The 15,934-nt window shown below is 43.3% G+C and carries 14 protein-coding genes; 5 read left to right on the top strand and 9 right to left on the bottom strand.

Annotated elements, in window-relative coordinates:
• Window positions 1-26: 26 nt before the first annotated feature.
• Together panB and panC are read left to right on the top strand one after the other, a co-directional pair.
• Complete coding sequence (panB, locus tag OCU46_RS02465; protein WP_141269760.1) at window positions 27-821, top strand: 3-methyl-2-oxobutanoate hydroxymethyltransferase; 795 nt, start codon at window positions 27-29, stop codon at window positions 819-821.
• Window positions 822-829: 8 nt separating this feature from the next.
• Window positions 830-1,681: a pantoate--beta-alanine ligase gene (gene panC, locus OCU46_RS02460; RefSeq protein ID WP_141269762.1), complete on the top strand. Its 852-nt coding sequence runs from the start codon at window positions 830-832 to the stop codon at window positions 1,679-1,681.
• A gap of 159 nt (window positions 1,682-1,840) precedes the next feature.
• Here panC and OCU46_RS02455 read toward each other — a convergent pair whose 3' ends face one another.
• The 3 genes from OCU46_RS02455 to OCU46_RS02445 form a co-directional block, all read right to left on the bottom strand.
• Window positions 1,841-2,314 (bottom strand): hypothetical protein, encoded by a 474-nt coding sequence (locus tag OCU46_RS02455; RefSeq protein WP_141269764.1) that lies wholly within the window; start codon window positions 2,312-2,314, stop codon window positions 1,841-1,843.
• A 59-nt stretch (window positions 2,315-2,373) separates the two neighbouring features.
• Window positions 2,374-2,547 carry a hypothetical protein gene (locus OCU46_RS02450; protein WP_167495338.1) on the bottom strand — a complete coding sequence of 58 codons (174 nt, stop codon included), beginning with the start codon at window positions 2,545-2,547 and terminating at the stop codon, window positions 2,374-2,376.
• Window positions 2,548-2,619: 72 nt separating this feature from the next.
• Window positions 2,620-4,068, bottom strand: coding sequence for a YadA C-terminal domain-containing protein (locus tag OCU46_RS02445; protein ID WP_141269766.1), 1,449 nt, complete (start codon window positions 4,066-4,068; stop codon window positions 2,620-2,622).
• 887 nt (window positions 4,069-4,955) lie between these two features.
• Here OCU46_RS02445 and OCU46_RS02440 point away from each other — a divergent pair.
• Both OCU46_RS02440 and OCU46_RS02435 read left to right on the top strand, forming a co-directional pair.
• The gene (locus OCU46_RS02440) at window positions 4,956-5,444 is read left to right on the top strand and encodes a hypothetical protein (protein WP_141269768.1); all 489 of its coding nucleotides are present in this window, start codon (window positions 4,956-4,958) and stop codon (window positions 5,442-5,444) included.
• 284 nt (window positions 5,445-5,728) lie between these two features.
• A complete protein-coding gene (locus OCU46_RS02435) occupies window positions 5,729-6,379 on the top strand; it encodes a bacteriophage CI repressor (RefSeq protein WP_141269770.1) in 651 nt (216 codons plus the stop codon).
• A 102-nt stretch (window positions 6,380-6,481) separates the two neighbouring features.
• On the opposite strand, the gene OCU46_RS02430 is transcribed toward OCU46_RS02435, so the two are convergent.
• Window positions 6,482-7,252: an ABC transporter permease gene (locus OCU46_RS02430; protein ID WP_141269773.1), complete on the bottom strand. Its 771-nt coding sequence runs from the start codon at window positions 7,250-7,252 to the stop codon at window positions 6,482-6,484.
• The gene (locus OCU46_RS02425) at window positions 7,252-8,175 is read right to left on the bottom strand and encodes an ABC transporter ATP-binding protein (RefSeq protein ID WP_141269775.1); all 924 of its coding nucleotides are present in this window, start codon (window positions 8,173-8,175) and stop codon (window positions 7,252-7,254) included. Before OCU46_RS02425 ends, OCU46_RS02430 begins: the two co-directional genes overlap by 1 nt.
• Window positions 8,176-8,269: 94 nt before the next feature.
• Between OCU46_RS02425 and can the strand changes: the two genes are divergently transcribed.
• Entirely contained in the window at window positions 8,270-8,920 is a 651-nt protein-coding gene (gene can / locus OCU46_RS02420; protein ID WP_141269777.1) for a carbonate dehydratase, read from the top strand.
• Between the two features lie 60 nt (window positions 8,921-8,980).
• On the opposite strand, the gene hpt is transcribed toward can, so the two are convergent.
• The 4 genes from hpt to aceE form a co-directional block, all read right to left on the bottom strand.
• Entirely contained in the window at window positions 8,981-9,508 is a 528-nt protein-coding gene (gene hpt, locus OCU46_RS02415; protein ID WP_017032769.1) for a hypoxanthine phosphoribosyltransferase, read from the bottom strand.
• A 210-nt stretch (window positions 9,509-9,718) separates the two neighbouring features.
• Window positions 9,719-11,143 carry a dihydrolipoyl dehydrogenase gene (gene lpdA / locus OCU46_RS02410; protein WP_141269779.1) on the bottom strand — a complete coding sequence of 475 codons (1,425 nt, stop codon included), beginning with the start codon at window positions 11,141-11,143 and terminating at the stop codon, window positions 9,719-9,721.
• A gap of 201 nt (window positions 11,144-11,344) precedes the next feature.
• Window positions 11,345-13,216 carry a pyruvate dehydrogenase complex dihydrolipoyllysine-residue acetyltransferase gene (gene aceF, locus OCU46_RS02405; RefSeq protein WP_141269781.1) on the bottom strand — a complete coding sequence of 624 codons (1,872 nt, stop codon included), beginning with the start codon at window positions 13,214-13,216 and terminating at the stop codon, window positions 11,345-11,347.
• A gap of 28 nt (window positions 13,217-13,244) precedes the next feature.
• On the bottom strand, window positions 13,245-15,908 hold the full coding sequence (gene aceE, locus OCU46_RS02400) for a pyruvate dehydrogenase (acetyl-transferring), homodimeric type (protein ID WP_141269783.1): 2,664 nt from the start codon (window positions 15,906-15,908) through the stop codon (window positions 13,245-13,247).
• Between the last annotated feature and the right edge of the window lie 26 nt (window positions 15,909-15,934).

Here is a 15,934-nt window from a genome sequence, read left to right as displayed (position 1 = left end):
TCCAGCTTCCAGTAAAAGGCATAGAAATGAAAAAAGTAACTATCAACACGCTAATGAAGCTTAAAGAAGAAGGTCGTAAATTTGCTTCTTCAACCGCTTATGACGCAAGCTTTGCTCAACTATTCGAACAACAAGAGATGCCAGTGCTTCTGGTTGGCGACTCGTTAGGAATGGTACTTCAGGGCAAGCCAGATACTCTCCCTGTTACCGTTGAAGACGTCGCTTATCACACTCGCTGTGTGCGTGCAGGTAGCCCAAATAGCCTGCTTATGGCTGACATGCCATTCATGAGTTACGCAACGCCAGAGCAAGCCTGCCTAGAAGCAGCAAAGCTGATGCAAGCCGGTGCCAATATGGTCAAACTAGAGGGTGGCTCTTGGCTAGCTGAAACAGTGCGCATGCTTACCGAGCGTGCTGTGCCTGTGTGTGCTCACTTAGGATTAACGCCACAATCTGTCAATATCTTTGGTGGCTTTAAGGTTCAAGGTCGCGAGCAAGAACAAGCAGACCAAATGGTTAAAGATGCACTAGAGCTTCAAGCAGCAGGTGCACAAATCATCCTACTAGAATGCATTCCTGCAGAGCTTGCAGAGCGCATCACTAAAGCGTTGAGCGTACCTGTAATTGGTATCGGCACAGGTAATGTGACTGATGGCCAAATTCTAGTTATGCACGACATGTTCGGAATTTCGGCTAACTACATGCCTAAATTCTCAAAGAACTTCCTAGCAGAAACGGGCGACATGCGTTCAGCAGTCACTAAGTACATTGAAGATGTAGAAAGTGGTGCATTCCCAGGTCCAGATCATACGATAGCTTAGGAGTGAACATGCTTACGATTGAAAATACCGTTCAGCTTCGCGAGCAGATTCGTAGCTACAAACAGGCTGGAAAAACCATTGGCTTTGTTCCAACTATGGGTAACCTACATGAAGGCCACCTAACACTGGTTCGCAAAGCAAAGGAATTAGCCGATGTTGTGGTAGTGAGCATCTTTGTAAACCCAATGCAGTTTGGTAATCCAGACGACCTGCAGAATTATCCTCGCACATTAGAGCAAGATATTGCTTTACTTGAGGGTTTGGGTACAGAGCTTGTTTTCACGCCAACACCCGAAATCATGTATCCAAAGGGCTTAGACAAACAAACTTTCGTCGAAGTGCCTTTGCTATCCAACATGCTTGAGGGCGCATCTCGACCAGGACACTTTCGTGGCGTAGCAACCATAGTTACTAAGCTGTTTAACTTGGTAAGCCCTGATGTCGCCTGCTTTGGTGAAAAAGACTTCCAACAAGTGGCTGTTATTCGCCAAATGGTTGAAGACCTCGCTATGGATATCGAGATAATGCCAGTACCAACCGTTCGTGAACAAGATGGCCTTGCCATGAGTTCTCGTAACAACCGTCTTACTGAAGAAGAGCGTAAAATCGCACCCGCTATCGCAACTATCATGCATGAAATGGCAGATCGTTTACTGCTTGATCCATTGGACTCTAAGGCGGTAATTTCATTTGGTGAACAGCGTATCAAAGAAGTGAGCATGACACCGGATGAGCTCTTTATCCGCGATGCGGATACTTTGCAAGACATCACTAATGAAACAAGAAACGCGGTAATTTTAATGGCGGCATTTTTAGGCTCTGTTCGCTTAATCGATAACAAAATCATTCAGTTAAGCTAAATAGACCTTTTACACATAGTAAAGCGGCAGTTGGTATTCCAACTGTCGCTTTTTATTTTTTCAGATATGTATTGGCTAACAAGCTTGATTACCACTGGTAACCAACACTAAAGTCTACCAATTAAGCTACTGCTACTAAGGCTAAACGCAGAGCTTTGATTATTTAACCTCTAATAGATGAGCTGTCATTGATACCGCGCGAACATGATTCACTAGTCTTACTGCTTCATCCAAAGTCTTACTAGGCATATCAAAGTCACGTAGTAATTGCTGACCATGCGCTTGGAAACATGCCCACCCTTGATTGATGATTGATACAGCCATACATGCTAAGTGGTAGCTGATTTCATCGGCAACGTTTAGTTCGGCAAATGGGCGTAGGTTAAGTTCGTTAAACCCACCTTCTGGCAATGGCAGTGGACCGCGACTCATAAAGTAACCGTTGGTTACTGACATACGTGATACAGCGTAATTAATGGCAACCTTATCTTCGTTGTTAAGGATCTCTAAATCTGTTTCATCTTGTTCTACACGTAGGGCAATGCGTGTTGCTGCACGAACGTATGCTGCTTGTTTAACAGTGAGTAGTTTTGAAGCTTTTTCAACTTCTGAATATGAATCGTAGTTTTGCATAGTTTGTTACCTAATTTTGGATATAAACAAAACCACTTCCTTGTGACCGTAAGGGCAGTCTATTTAGAACCACGGCTTATTGATGGAATAGCTGTTGTTGGTGTACGTGCTACATGATTATCGTAGTGGAATACAGGATGCACATCGTTCTGTGCGTCACGGTAGTTGCCTGTGTCAGAAGCATTGGCTGCAAATGCGAATACTGCTAGTAAAGCGATAGTTAAGTTTTTCATAATCTATTACCTAAATTTAGACAAAAAATGCCCACTTCCTTATGGGCGAAGGACTAACAAAATATCAGTTAATTACCACTCGTAACCAACACCTGCACCGATAGAAACATTCTCAGAACCTGTATCGTATGCGATGTTAGAGCGAGCAGTGAAGTTCTCAGTAAAGCGAACACCTACACCACCAGCGATTGCGTTTGCTTCGCCTGAGTGACCTAGTGCCACAGTAGTAGAGATCTTGCCAACGTTGTAAGGCATAACTAATGAGCTAGTTGCAATACCTTGGGCCATAGCACCATCCATCACTTTAGCCTGCTCTTCAAATGCCGAGCGTAGATCTTGGATATCAGTTTTGTTTTGAGCAATATCTGATTCGTTTTGCGCTATGCGATTTGAATTATCAGCTATGTGTGCTTGGTTAGCTCGAGTGCGACCATAGTTAGCATCAATAGCGCTGTTTTGAGTATCAATACGTTTAGAGTTAGTAGTTGTATTCACCTTATTGGCTTGAATATCATGAGCATTTACTACTGTGTTTTCTTCTACGTGAGCTACATAGTCAGTATTCGCTTGTATATCTTGCGCGTTAGTGACGGTGTTTGCTTCAACAGATGATACATAGTCTGTATTCGCTTGAATGTCATGAGCATTTACTACTGTGTTTTCTTCTACGTGCGCTACATAGTCAGTAGTTGCTTGTATATCTTGCGCGTTAGTGATGGTGTTTGCTTCAACAGATGCTACGTAGTCTGTATTCGCTTGAATGTCATGAGCATTTACTACTGTGTTTTCTTCTACGTGCGCTACATAGTCAGTAGTTGCTTGTATATCTTGCGCGTTAGTCATAGTGTTCAACTCGACCGACGATGTGTAGTCCATATTGGCTTTAATTTCCTTGGCGTTATCAGCAATTAAGCCATGATTAGTACCAATTCGATTCGAGTTATCCGCAATATCCGTTGTATTTTGATTCGCTGAGTACTGAGCATCCTCAGCAGTTCTCTGTGTTTTCTTAATGCTATCTAGTACACCTGAACTACCAGTACCTACACCTACGATATCTGCCAATGCGCCAATATCATGCGTATTCATTTCTACTTGTGGTTTCAATGAACTTGTTGAACTACTAATTTGGCTAATACGCTCATTAGCCTCAAATAACTCGGCTGTATTGTGTCCTACTGCAGCCTGAGTATTAGCCAGTTCGTCTTTAACACTTTTAACACTGTTTGAGTTTTCAGTTGTGTGAACCTCCAATGCTGCTAAGCGTTCACGATGCGACTCAATAGCTAATGTATTTAGAGTGATCGCATCTTTGTTTTTAATAGCAGTAGTGCCCACATTAGAAATAGCAGTACGATTATCTAGAGTAGTGTTGTAGTTCTTATTAACACCTTGAACCACGTTATGAACACCCGGAGCATTGAATGCAGCTTTATTGCTATCTACTTGGGATAGAACGTCTGCCATCGCTGAACTAGCGAACATAGATGTTATCACTGTAGCTAAGATTGCTTTTTTCATTGATTATTACCTCTTTGTGTTATGAGGTGAACTCTATGTACCACCTGAGCAGAACTCACTCACAACAATCAAACAAAAATGATTAAAACGAATCAATAAATCATCGATCGAATCACAAGTGCGGCAAATATAAACAATCACGATTCATATTTCATCCCTAGACAACTGCAAACTCATTTACCAACTTTGAACTCTCCAAGCTTTTCACCATAAAAACATACAGTTAATAAATAAGGTGCTATTTATTCGATTTATTTCATACAGGTAAAGTATTGACATAGTCCAATGAAATAAAAATCTATTAAAAACAAAGGTATCAGTGAATATAATCATATATGACGGCCAAGTATCACCTCCACAAGAAAAGAAGAATATGTTTCGTTCAATTCGTAAATGCACATGGAAGCTAAATAAAATAGAAAGGGATAAGAAGAAGAGCTGGTGAATTCTGTATTCACAAGATGAGTGTTTTAGGGAAGGAATCCTGAAGAGCTTGAATCGAAGTCAAATGGTAAAGTTGTGTCTAAACCAAAAGATCTACCACTAATTCCAGACTAGAACCCACAACACTAAACAATCTCAAGTTATTGATTTTAATTAAAATAAATGTACTACACGACGTATTCACTAATAATAGTCCGCTATGAATTAGAGATACTCACTAATACTGAAATCAAAAGAAATCCTATTAAATCTGCCTCCTATTACACAGTAAACCTCATCATTGCTCTACTTACGCATCACAAAACACAAACAACAACCAATAAAGTTGCGATAAAGTCATTTATGTAGATAAAGTGACAACAAAATGGATAGTAAACCTATATAGTTTGGAACTAGCACCACTGTCTATGAATATTCGCCTCAGTAAAAACAAGGTTAAAACAATGAATAAATTGACTGTCAACACTGCAACACATCATCCTCTTGAGCAAATAGATAGATGCTTGGAGACTACTGGGGATTCATTTAGTGATCGTCTATTGAAGCTTTCGGCTATAGCAGCTTCACTTGCTAGCAGTAACCTTGAACTTACTAGAGAGTTAATTGCACAGTTTAGGGAAAACTTTGATCTGTCGATGGCTCTTCTTGCTTTGACACGAATGGGCACAGATCAATCGGTTAATCTTTCAAACTCAACACTCGATGATATAGGGCTATCGCCACTCACAAATTTTCAAGTTGATGATATAGGTATTTATCATATGCTTTGTGCTGTGATCTCACACATAAACGGCGATTACAGTTGTATGGAGTATCACTTAAGCCAAGCAAAAATAGATGATGAAATTAAGATTCGCAGCCTAGTACTTGCAACTAATATCTTTAGCCTTACTGAAGACACTGCAACAAATTCTAGAAAACGAAATGACTAGTTCTAAAAACAAATAAGCCAATTACCCATTGTTCAATGCAGTTAACAATCTCACTCAATAAAGCCCCGCTTGCTAGTTAAAGTTATTTTGATAGTAAACGGGTTTAGATGCAGCCTAGAACTCCACTATCAACGTTTAATCCCTACTCAGCTTCAAACCTATGGTCATACTGTTTCTACAAGGAGTAAGGCATGATTAATTGGTTACGAGCACTACCCATTTTAAAAATTAAGAGTAATATCATAGTGTAGTGATCAAGACACTTTAGGTAAGAAGAAAGAATTATGGCCTCTGAACAATCTATTCTGGCAAAAAACATTCAAAAGCGAATGAATGATTTGAACATTAAATCGAATTTGGCTTTATCGAAGGTATCTGGGGTAAGCCGAGCTGTAATCACAAACATCATGCTACATCCTGAGAAATCCATCATGGCTGATAGCGCCTTACTACTAAGTAAGACTCTCGATTGTAATGTTGAATGGCTACTAACAGGAAAGGGGCCAATCAATCGCGATCACGAGGTAGATAGTCAGAAACGATCGGGAGCGCCATTGCTCTCTTTGAATGAAATATCAGAGCGAGGTATCGATGTTCTTCTTTCTGAAGCATCTGAAGATGACACTATTACACGCTTTATGTGCCCATCAGGCAACAAGCCAAGTATTTTTATGGTTTGGCTCAATCGTCCAATGGGTAAAATGAACCATGCTGGACATATTTACTTTGATAGTGATAAGAAACCAGTTTCCGGACAGTTAGTTATTGCAAGAACTCTGAAAGGTGGCCCTATTTCATACATGGAGTACTACTCGGTTCATGACAAACAGTTCTTGTACTGTGTAGAAGATAATATCCCAGAACCACTCAGAACCGTTGAATACACAGACGATATGGAAATTATTGCCACGTTCGAGTGTTTTATCGTGAGTTAAGAGAAGCGATACATAACAACAAATCTTTAGCTAATCTACACTCATAAAAAATGGCAGTTAAACTGCCATTTTTTTATTGCTAACTATGTACTCTAAGTTCAATTAACTTCTCAAACCAATCCCTTTATCCACCAACCTATAAGCCACAGCAAAAAGTACCACGACAAAAATGGCTAGTACTGAAAACGAACTGACAATGTCAACGTCAGAGACACCCAAGAAGCCATAACGGAAGGCGTTCACCATGTAGACGATCGGGTTGATCTTCGATACTCCCTGCCAAAACTCAGGTAGTAAACTGATGGAGTAAAACACGCCGCCCAAGTAGGTCAAAGGCGTCAAAATAAACGTCGGGATGATGGAGATATCATCGAAAGTGCCCGCAAACACAGCGTTAATTAACCCGCCTAGTGCAAACACAACCGAGGTCAAGAAGACGGTTGCGATGATCACTCCCCAATGCTGAACTTGCAGGTCTACAAAGAACAGCGATACGAAGGTAACGATAGTTCCCACTAGCAAGCCACGAACGACACCGCCCATCACAAAGCCAGCGATAATGACATAGGTCGGAACTGGCGCGACTAATAGCTCTTCAATGTTCTTTTGGAACTTGGCACTGAAAAAGGACGACGCAACATTAGAATAGGAGTTAGTAATCACACTCATCATAATTAGGCCTGGCACTATATATTCCATATAGCTAAAGCCGTTCATTTGGCCAATACGAGAACCAATTAAGCTACCAAAGATAATAAAGTAGAGTGTCATTGTGATCGCCGGTGGTACAAGGGTTTGCACCCAGATACGAGTAAAGCGATTGATTTCTTTTCTTAAAAGACTCTTAAAAGCTGTCCAATACACCGCGTACATTATTGTTGTTCCTCTGCTTGATCTCGCACTATGGTCACAAAGAGCTCTTCTAATCGGTTGGCCTTATTGCGCATGGAAAGCACTTTCACCCCAGCGTCGGTTAACTGTGAGAATACATGGTTAAGCCCCTGCTCTTTCTTTAACTCTATCTCTAAAGACCCATTCTCAAGGTGCTGACTTACTACATCGTCAAGTTGAGCAGGCTCAACGCCCTCTTCTAGATCAAGGATAAACGTCTCTACTTGCAGTTTATTAAGCAGGCTCTTCATGCTGGTGTCTTCGATTAGCTCACCACGGTTGATGATACCAATGTTGCGACACAACATTTCGGCTTCTTCTAGATAGTGGGTGGTAAGGATAATGGTGATCCCTTCCTTGTTGATTTTCTGCAAGAACTCCCACATTGAGCGACGCAGTTCGATATCGACACCCGCGGTAGGCTCATCAAGGATCAACAACTTTGGTTCGTGCATTAAAGCGCGAGCAATCATCAAACGACGCTTCATACCACCAGAAAGGCTTCGAGCTCGCTCACTGCGTTTATCCCATAGATCTAGCTGCTTTAGGTACTTGTCTGCTCTGTGCTTCGCATCTTCGCGTGAAACACCGTAGTAACCGGCTTGCTGCAACACAATTTGCTCTACTGTTTCGAACATATTGAAGTTGAATTCTTGAGGAACCAAGCCTAAGTGCTGTTTGGCCAACTCTAAATCTTTACTAATGTTGTGTCCAAATACAGTCACCTCACCCGAGGTTTTATTCACCAAAGACGAGATAATACCAATGGTGGTGGATTTGCCTGCACCATTGGGACCAAGCAACGCGTAGAAGTCACCTTTTTTAACGCGAAGCGAAACGCCCTTAAGTGCCTCAAAGCCACCCTTATAAGTTTTACGTAGATTTTCTATTTCTAATGCGTACATATGAATTTGATACTTAGTGGTTATTTGTCACAAATCCGATTTGATTTGAGCGAATTTTAGGTATAGTAACCCAAGATTCAAAAAAGGACTTAACATGCCAGAAATTAAACAGTTATTTGAGAATAATTCCAAATGGTCAAAATCTCGCACAGCTGATGAGCCTGAGTACTTTACTACATTGGCGCAGGGACAAAACCCTGACTTCCTATGGATAGGATGCTCTGATAGCCGAGTTCCAGCAGAACGCCTTACAGGGCTTTATTCTGGAGAACTATTTGTTCACCGAAACGTAGCAAACCAGGTAATACATACGGACTTGAACTGCTTGTCTGTTGTTCAATATGCCGTAGATGTGTTGAAAGTTAAACACATTATTATTTGCGGCCACTACGGTTGTGGTGGCGTTAATGCCTCTATTGATAACCCTAAACTAGGCCTTATCAATAACTGGTTGTTGCATATTCGCGACCTCTACCTAAAGCATCGTGAATACCTTGATGTTCTTTCTGAAGAAGAGCGTTCAAATAAGCTTTGCGAAATCAACGTAGCAGGACAAGTCTACAACTTAGGCCACTCAACTATCATGCAATCTGCATGGGAACGAGGCCAAGACGTTGAGATTCATGGCGTTGTCTACGGCATTGGCGATGGTAAGTTAGAAGACCTAGGTGTTCGTTGCTCAAGCAAGGAAACCCTCGAGGCAAACTTCCCTGTAGCTATGGCTAAAATCCTAAAATCGGATTAATTACCCCTCATAAAATGAATACCCGCTTTATGCGGGTATTTTTTTATCTTATGTTAGTAATTATAACGGTACGACTTTACCGATGTATGGCAAGTTACGATATTTCTGAGCGTAATCGATGCCCACGCCCACAACAAATTCATCTGGGATTTCAAAACCAATCCATTTCACGTCAACCTTAACTTCTCGGCGAGAAGGTTTATCAAGCAGAGTCGCGATTTGAATAGAGTTAGGCTCGCGGATAGATAAGATTTCGCACACCTTACTTAGTGTGTTGCCCGTATCAATGATGTCTTCCACCAGCAGTACATCCTTGCCTTTGATGTCATCATCAAGGTCTTTCAAGATACGCACATCACGTGAGCTTTCCATGGTGTTGCCGTAGCTAGAGGCTGTCATGAAATCAACACTGTGGTTTACCGTAACTGCGCGAGACAAGTCAGCCATAAATACAAATGAGCCACGTAGAAGGCCTACCATAACTAGCTCTTCACTATCTTTATAGTGCTCATTAATCAATGCACCAAGCTGTTGTACTCGTTCTTGAACCTCTTGTTCAGAGATCATCACTTCTACGGTATGTTTCATACTGTTCTCTCGTTTACTGGACTCGCATCAACTATAGCCACCCAGTACCATACTGTCGCAAATTTTTGCATTTGAATGGCAAGGTGGGCTCAAAAAAGTCGTTGAGCTTAAAATGGGCGAGCATTGTAACAAACAATGTTTGAAACCGAAAAAAAACCCAGCTAAAAAGCTGGGTTTTATTTTCAAACACATTGTTCAGCAAATAAGAAATTACTTCTTCTTCACTGCTTTCTTGTTTGGAAGGTCAGTGATTGAACCTTCGAATACTTCAGCTGCTAGACCAACAGACTCATGCAGTGTTGGGTGAGCGTGGATAGTTAGAGCGATATCTTCCGCATCACAACCCATCTCGATAGCTAGACCGATTTCACCAAGAAGCTCACCACCGTTAGTACCAACAACAGCACCACCGATTACGCGATGAGTATCTTTATCGAAGATCATCTTAGTCATACCGTCAGCACAATCTGATGCGATTGCACGACCAGAAGCAGCCCAAGGGAAAGTAGAAACTTCGTAGTTGATGCCTTCAGCCTTCGCTTCTTTCTCAGTCTTACCTACCCATGCCACTTCTGGCTCAGTGTAAGCAATTGAAGGAATAACTTTAGGGTCAAAGTAGTGTTTCTTACCAGAGATAACCTCTGCCGCTACGTGACCTTCATGCACACCTTTGTGCGCAAGCATTGGTTGGCCAACAACGTCACCGATAGCGTGAATGTGTGGTACGTTAGTACGCATCTGCTTATCAACGTTGATGAAGCCACGCTCATCTACTTCGATACCCGCTTTTTCAGCGTCGATTAGTGCACCATTTGGTACACGACCGATAGCAACAAGAACAGCATCGTAGCGCTCAGCTTCTGCTGGTGCTTTTTTGCCTTCCATTGATACGTAGATGCCATCTTCTTTCGCTTCAACTGCAGTCACTTTAGTCTCAAGCATTAGCTTGAACTTGTCTTTAATGCGCTTAGTGAAGACTTTAACGATGTCTTTGTCTGCTGCTGGGATAACTTGATCGAACATCTCAACAACGTCAACTTTAGAACCTAGAGAGTGGTATACCGTACCCATCTCAAGACCGATGATACCACCACCCATGATAAGTAGTTTTTCTGGTACTTCTTTCAGTTCTAGTGCATCCGTAGAATCCCAAATACGTGGGTCTTCATGTGGAATGAACGGCAGTTTGATTGGGCGAGAACCCGCAGCAATGATTGCGTTGTCAAAGTTAACAGTCGTTGATTCTTCGCCTTCCACTTGGATAGTGTTAGGGCCAGTGAATTTACCGAAACCATTTACAACAGTTACTTTACGCATCTTAGCCATGCCGTTAAGGCCGCCAGTCAGTTGGTCTACAACCTTCTCTTTCCAGATGCGGATTTTGCTGATGTCTGTTGTTGGTTCACCAAATACAACACCGTGCTCAGCCATCGCTTTTGCTTCTTCGATAACTTTAGAAACGTGAAGAAGTGCTTTCGATGGGATACAACCCACGTTCAGACAAACACCACCTAGAGTGCTGTAGCGTTCAACAAGTACAGTTTCAAGACCTAAATCTGCGCAACGGAAAGCGGCAGAGTATCCAGCAGGACCTGAACCAAGTACTACAACTTGGGCTTTAATTTCTTTGCTCATTTTGACCTCTTGTAGTCATTATCCCTAACAGGCTAATTGGGTATTTGCGTCGCCCCAGTTTACAAACTTGTAAACTAAGAGAAAACTAATTCCATTTAGGCTGTGAGCTATACAACAATTCGGCACTACTTTATCTCAAGTCGCGCCAAATTTTGTTAAATATTTGCGACAAAAAGCAGCTCTATCGAGCTGCTCTGTTTTTTACATTACCAGACGACGAATATCGCTTAGGCATTGGTTTAAGAAGGTAATGAATCGTGCACCTTCTGCACCATCGATAACACGGTGGTCATAAGACAGCGACAATGGAAGCATTAGGCGAGGAGTAAACTCACTGCCATTCCATACTGGCTTCATCTCAGACTTAGATACACCAAGGATACCCACTTCTGGTGCATTCACGATTGGCGTGAATGCTGTACCGCCGATGCCACCTAGGCTTGAGATAGTGAAACAGCCACCCTGCATATCCGCAGCTGTAAGCTTACCAGCACGAGCCTTCTTAGAGATAGCCGCAAGTTCAGCAGACAACTCGTAGATGCCTTTCTTGTTTACGTCCTTAAATACAGGAACAACAAGACCGTTTGGTGTATCTACTGCGATACCAACGTTCACGTACTTCTTAAGAATGATGCTTTCGCCATCTTCAGATAGAGACGAGTTGAATGAAGGGAATTCTTCAAGTGCTTTCGCTACCGCCTTCAAGATAAACACAAGTGGCGTGATCTTGATGCCAGAATCTTTCTTCGCTTCAAATGCGTTTTGCTCTTTACGGAACTTCTCAAGCTCAGTGATATCAGCGTTATCCCACTGTGTAACGTGCGGGATCATAACCCAGTTACGGTGCAGGTTCGCGCCAGAGATCTTCTTGATCTTAGAAAGCTTCTGAACTTCAGTGTCACCAAACTTGCTGAAGTCTACTTTTGGCCATGGTAGTAGGCCAAGTGCACTGCCGTCGCCTTTGCCAGATGCAGCTGCACCAGACTCTAGGCGCTTAAGCGCGTCTTTTACAAAGCTCTGAACGTCTTCTTTCAGGATACGGTTCTTACGACCAGTACCTTTAACCTTAGATAGGTTAACGCCAAACTCACGAGCAAGGCGACGAACAACTGGAGATGCGTGTGCATACTCGTGGTTCTCTTGGAAGTCACCCTTAGTTGCTGGCGCTGCTGCTGGAGCCGGAGCCGCTGCAGGCGCTGCTGCTGGTGCCGCTACTGGTGCAACTGCTACTGCGCCGCCAGCCGTTTCAAATACCATGATTAGAGAACCAGTGGTTACTGAATCGCCTTCAGCAATCTTGATTTCTTTAACCGTACCCGCAAATGGTGCCGGTACTTCCATAGAAGCCTTATCGCCTTCTACAGTAATTAGTGACTGCTCTTCTTCAACGCTATCACCAACAGAAACCATGATTTCAGTTACTTCAACTTCATCACCGCCAATATCAGGTACGTTAACTTCTTGTACAGCAGATGCTGCTGGTGCCGCCGCAGGAGCAGGTGCTTGAGCTGCTGCCGGAGCCGCTGCAGGTGCGCTTGCGCCGGTCTCAAATACCATGATTAGAGAACCAGTAGAAACAGAATCGCCTGAAGCTACTTTGATTTCTTTAACTGTACCTGCGAATGGTGCCGGTACTTCCATAGATGCTTTGTCGCCCTCTACAGTAAGAAGAGATTGCTCTTCTTCAACTGTGTCGCCAACTGCAACCATGATTTCAGTAACTTCTACTTCGTCACCGCCGATGTCTGGTACGTGAACTTCTTTAAGTTCTGAAGCGCCCGCAGGAGCAGCAGCTGGTGCCGCCGCTTCAACTGCTGGAGTTGCAGGTGCTGCAGCAGCACCTTCCACTTCAAAGATCATGATTAAAGAGCCAGTAGTAACTGAATCGCCTTCAGCTACTTTGATTTCTTTAACGATACCCGCTTGAGACGCAGGTACTTCCATTGAGGCCTTGTCGCCTTCAACAGTGATCAGTGACTGTTCTTCTTCAACCTTGTCGCCAACGTTAACCAGAATCTCAGTTACTTCAACCTCATCAGCACCGATATCAGGTACATTAATTTCGATTGTCATTGTTTATTTCCCTTAATAAATGGAAGTCTTATGCGTATTGCGGGTTAATTTTGTCTGCGTCGATGCCGAACTTAGCAATTGCTTCTGCAACTACTGACTTCTCAACATCGCCACGTTTAGCCAGTTCAGTTAGTGCTGCAACTACTACGTAGCCAGCGTTAACTTCGAAGTGACGACGTAGGTTTTCACGGCTATCTGAACGACCGAAGCCATCAGTACCAAGAACCTTGTAAGACTCAGAAGGCATAAATGCACGTACTTGCTCAGCGTAGTTCTTCATGTAGTCAGTTACTGCGATTGCAGGCTCATTACCTAGAACTGTAGTGATGTACGGTACTTGCTCTGCAGCTTCTGGGTGAAGCATGTTGTAGCGTTCTGCTGCTTGACCGTCACGAGTTAGCTCGTTGAACGATGTTACAGAGAATACGTCAGATGCTACGCCGTACTCTTCACTTAGAATCTGTGCAGCTTTACGCGCTTCGTTCATGATAGTACCAGAGCTCATTAGCTGAACTTTAGACTTGTCACCTGCGTAAGACTCAAGCTTGTAGATACCTTTGCGGATGCCTTCTTCAGCGCCTTCAGGCATTGCTGGCATTGCGTAGTTCTCGTTCATTACTGTTAGGTAGTAGTAAACGTTCTCTTGCTCAGGACCGTACATGCGACGAATACCGTCTTGCATGATTACCGCTAGCTCGTAAGCAAACGTTGGATCGTAAGAGATACAGTTAGGTACAGTGTTCGCCATGATGTGCGAGTGACCATCTTCGTGCTGTAGACCTTCACCATTCAGTGTTGTACGACCTGCTGTAGCACCTAGTAGGAAGCCACGAGCTTGTTGGTCACCTGCTAGCCATGCCATGTCACCAATACGTTGGAAACCGAACATTGAGTAGTAGATGTAGAATGGGATCATTGGTAGATCGTTAGTGCTGTATGAAGTTGCAGCAGCAACCCAAGACGCCATTGAACCTAGTTCGTTGATACCTTCTTGAAGAACCTGACCAGAAGTCGCTTCTTTGTAGTAAGAAACGATGCCTTTATCTTCAGGCGTGTAGTCTTGACCGTGCGGGTTGTAGATACCGATTTGACGGAATAGACCTTCCATACCAAAGGTACGTGCTTCGTCACAAATGATAGGAACGATGTTCTTACCAACGCTCTTGTTCTTCAACAAGATGTTTAGTGTACGAACGTAAGCCATAGTAGTAGAGATTTCACGCTTCTGAGCACCTAGTAGAGGAGCGAACTCTTCTAGTTCTGGTACTTGGAATTCTTGAGTGAACTTAGGCAGACGCGCTGGAGTGTAACCGTGCAGAGCGTTACGACGAGCGTGCATGTATTCATATTCAGGAGTACCAGCTTCAAGCTTCAGGTAAGGAAGTTCTGCTAGTTTGTCATCTGAAAGGATGTCTTCTAGGCCTAGGCGATCACGTAGGTGTTGAACATGAGTCATGTCCATTTTCTTCACGCCGTGTGCAATGTTCTTGCCTTCAGCTGCATCACCCATGCCGTAACCTTTAACAGTCTTAGCTAGGATAACCGTTGGCTTGCCGCCAGTTTCTTTCGCATTGTTGAATGCTGCGAATAGCTTAGATGAATCATGACCACCACGCTTAAGAGCGAAGATCTCGTCATCAGTCATGTCAGCAACAAGTGCTGCTGTTTCAGGGTATTTACCAAAGAAGTGCTCACGTACGTACGCGCCATCTTTAGATTTGAATGTTTGGTAGTCACCGTCGATAGTTTCGTTCATTAGCTGAAGAAGCTTACCAGTCGTGTCTTTTGCAAGTAGAGAATCCCAGTTGCTACCCCAGATAACCTTAACAACGTTCCAACCAGCGCCTTTGAATAGGCCTTCTAGTTCTTGGATGATGCTGCCGTTACCCATTACAGGGCCATCTAGACGCTGTAGGTTACAGTTGATTAGGAAGCATAGGTTGTCCAGTTTTTCACGAGCAGCAAAAGAGATTGCACCGCGTGATTCTGGCTCATCCATCTCGCCATCACCTAGGAATGCGTAAACGCGCTGAGCTGAAGTATCTTTTAGACCACGGCCTTCAAGGTACTTCAAAAAGCGAGCTTGATAGATAGCAGAGATAGGGCCTAGACCCATAGATACTGTTGGGAACTGCCAGAATTCAGGCATCAACTTAGGGTGTGGGTAAGAAGGGATACCCTTGCCATCAACTTCTTGACGGAAGTTATCTAGCTGCTCTTCAGTTAGACGACCCTCAACGAATGCGCGAGAGTAGATACCTGGAGAGATATGACCTTGGTAGTAAACCAAATCGCCACCGTCCGTCTCATTTGGAGCACGGAAGAAGTGGTTGAAGCAAACTTCGTAGAATGCAGCTGCTGACTGATAAGAAGCCATGTGACCACCAAGGTCTAGGTCTTTCTTAGAAGCACGCAATACGATCATGATTGCGTTCCAGCGGATGATAGAGCGAATACGACGCTCAAGCGTTACATCACCAGGGTAAGCTGGTTCTTGCGCGGCCGGAATGGTATTGATGTAGTTAGTGTTAATGCCAGTAGGCATATCAACACCGTCTAAGCGAGCCTTATCTAGAACTTGTTCTAGTAGGAACTGCGCGCGTTCTACACCTTCTTCACGTACTACTGACTCAAGCGCTTCTAACCAATCTTGAGTTTCCAGAGCATCTACGTCATGCTTCATATCAGACATGGCGAACTATCCTTTTTAATTAAGTT

It is taken from the genome of Vibrio comitans (genome assembly GCA_024346835.1).
In the GTDB taxonomy this organism is placed as follows: domain Bacteria; phylum Pseudomonadota; class Gammaproteobacteria; order Enterobacterales; family Vibrionaceae; genus Vibrio; species Vibrio comitans.
The sequence above is the reverse complement of the archived record's forward strand: the minus strand, read 5'-3'. Positions and strand labels throughout refer to the sequence as shown.

Excerpts from the sequence above, each read along its gene's own strand:
- panB (WP_141269760.1), top strand. The coding sequence starts at position 27 with ATGAAAAAAGTAACTATCAACACGCTAATGAAGCTTAAAGAAGAAGGT.
- panC (WP_141269762.1), top strand. The coding sequence starts at position 830 with ATGCTTACGATTGAAAATACCGTTCAGCTTCGCGAGCAGATTCGTAGC.
- OCU46_RS02455 (WP_141269764.1), bottom strand. The coding sequence starts at position 2,314 with ATGCAAAACTACGATTCATATTCAGAAGTTGAAAAAGCTTCAAAACTA.
- OCU46_RS02450 (WP_167495338.1), bottom strand. The coding sequence starts at position 2,547 with ATGAAAAACTTAACTATCGCTTTACTAGCAGTATTCGCATTTGCAGCC.
- OCU46_RS02445 (WP_141269766.1), bottom strand. The coding sequence starts at position 4,068 with ATGAAAAAAGCAATCTTAGCTACAGTGATAACATCTATGTTCGCTAGT.
- OCU46_RS02440 (WP_141269768.1), top strand. The coding sequence starts at position 4,956 with ATGAATAAATTGACTGTCAACACTGCAACACATCATCCTCTTGAGCAA.
- OCU46_RS02435 (WP_141269770.1), top strand. The coding sequence starts at position 5,729 with ATGGCCTCTGAACAATCTATTCTGGCAAAAAACATTCAAAAGCGAATG.
- OCU46_RS02430 (WP_141269773.1), bottom strand. The coding sequence starts at position 7,252 with ATGTACGCGGTGTATTGGACAGCTTTTAAGAGTCTTTTAAGAAAAGAA.
- OCU46_RS02425 (WP_141269775.1), bottom strand. The coding sequence starts at position 8,175 with ATGTACGCATTAGAAATAGAAAATCTACGTAAAACTTATAAGGGTGGC.
- can (WP_141269777.1), top strand. The coding sequence starts at position 8,270 with ATGCCAGAAATTAAACAGTTATTTGAGAATAATTCCAAATGGTCAAAA.
- hpt (WP_017032769.1), bottom strand. The coding sequence starts at position 9,508 with ATGAAACATACCGTAGAAGTGATGATCTCTGAACAAGAGGTTCAAGAA.
- lpdA (WP_141269779.1), bottom strand. The coding sequence starts at position 11,143 with ATGAGCAAAGAAATTAAAGCCCAAGTTGTAGTACTTGGTTCAGGTCCT.
- aceF (WP_141269781.1), bottom strand. The coding sequence starts at position 13,216 with ATGACAATCGAAATTAATGTACCTGATATCGGTGCTGATGAGGTTGAA.
- aceE (WP_141269783.1), bottom strand. The coding sequence starts at position 15,908 with ATGTCTGATATGAAGCATGACGTAGATGCTCTGGAAACTCAAGATTGG.